The organism is Massilia sp. CT11-108, from assembly GCF_047302915.1.
In the GTDB taxonomy this organism is placed as follows: Bacteria; Pseudomonadota; Gammaproteobacteria; order Burkholderiales; family Burkholderiaceae_D; genus Telluria; species Telluria orientalis.
Map to the genome: position 1 here is coordinate 1 of NZ_JBKYMO010000832.1, position 1,611 is coordinate 1,611.

Below are 1,611 nucleotides of genomic sequence, written 5' to 3' on the forward strand. Positions count from 1 at the left end.
GTGGCGGCGCGCGCTCGACCGCGCCGCCACGCACGGCATCGACGCCGTGATCCTGGCCGACCCGGGCCTGATGGACTACGCGGCGCGCGTGCATCCGCAGCTGCGGCTGCACCTGTCCGTGCAGGGATCGGCGACGAACATCGACGCCATCGCCTTCTACCACCGCCACTTCGGCATCGCGCGCGCCGTGCTGCCGCGCGTGCTGTCGCTGGCCCAGGCGGAAAAAGTCATCGAGCATTCGCCCGTCGAGATCGAAGTGTTCGGCTTCGGCAGCCTGTGCGTGATGGCCGAGGGCCGCTGCCAGCTGTCGTCGTACGCCACCGGGGAATCGCCCAACACGCATGGCGTGTGCTCGCCCGCGAAGGCCGTGCGCTGGACGCGGACGCCGCGCGCACTGGAGGCGCGCCTGTACGACGTCCTGATCGACCGCTACGCCGACGGCGAGCAGGCCGGCTACCCCACCTTGTGCAAGGGCCGCTTCGACGTGGACGGCGAGACGTATTACGCGATCGAGGAACCGGCGAGCCTGAACACGCTCGAGATCCTGCCGAAGCTCGCGGCGGTGGGCGCGCGCGCCGTCAAGATCGAAGGCCGCCAACGCAGCCCCGCGTACGTGGCCCAGGTCACGAAGGTGTGGCGCGCCGCGATCGACGCCTGCCTCGCGGAACACGGCCGCTACACGGTCCGGCGCGAGTGGATGACGAGCCTGGACAACGTCGCCGAAGGCAGCCAGCACACGCTGGGTGCCTACCACCGCCCCTGGAAATGACCCCGCACCGGAAGACCATCATGAAGATTGCCCTCGGGCCCCTGCAATACTACTGGCCGCGCGACACGGTGTTCGCGTTCTACGATGCGATGGCGGAAACGCCCGTCGACATCGTCTACCTCGGCGAAACGGTCTGCTCGCGCCGGCACGAGCTGCGTCCTTCCGACTGGCTCACCCTGGCCGAACGGCTGGCCGGCGCCGGCAAGGACGTCGTGCTGTCCACCCAGGTGCTGATCGAATCGCCATCCGACCTGAGTACCCTGCGCCGCGTGGGCGGCAACGGCCGCTTCCTCGTCGAGGCCAACGACATGGGCGCCGTCCACTGCGTCGACGGCCGCCCCTTCGTCGCCGGCCCCCACCTGAACGTGTACAACCCGGCCACGCTGGCCGTGCTCGCGCGTGCCGGCGCCGTGCGCTGGGTCGCGCCGCTGGAAATGCCGTCCGCCAGCCTCGCCGCCATGCAGGCCGCCCTGCCGGCCGGCGTGGAGACCGAGGTGTTCGCCTACGGCCGCATGCCGCTCGCGTTTTCCGCGCGCTGCTTCACGGCGCGCCACCGCAACCTGCCCAAGGACGATTGCCGCTTCAGCTGCCTGGAGCACCCGGACGGCCTCGTGCTGAACACGCAGGAAGGCAAGCCGTTCCTCGTCCTGAACGGCATCCAGACCCAGTCCGCGAAGGTCTACAACCTCGTCGACGTACTGCCCGCCATGCGCGCACTGGGCGTGGGCGTCGTACGTCTCAGCCCGCAGTCGGCCCACATGGCGGACATCGTCGCCAGCGTGCACGGCGTGCTGACGGGCGCCCTGACCGGGGCCGCCGCGCGCGAGCGCATGGGCGCGTGG

2 protein-coding genes are annotated in these 1,611 nt (G+C 70.5%); both read left to right on the forward strand.

Features of this window, described 5'->3' with window-relative positions:
• Positions 1–769 (forward strand): peptidase U32 family protein (locus ACEN88_RS31190; RefSeq protein WP_413345973.1); only part of this gene is annotated, 769 nt, incomplete at its 5' end.
• A 20-nt stretch (positions 770–789) separates the two neighbouring features.
• Positions 790–1,611: ubiquinone anaerobic biosynthesis protein UbiV (gene ubiV / locus ACEN88_RS31195; RefSeq protein WP_413345975.1), on the forward strand; the 822-nt coding region annotated here is incomplete at its 3' end.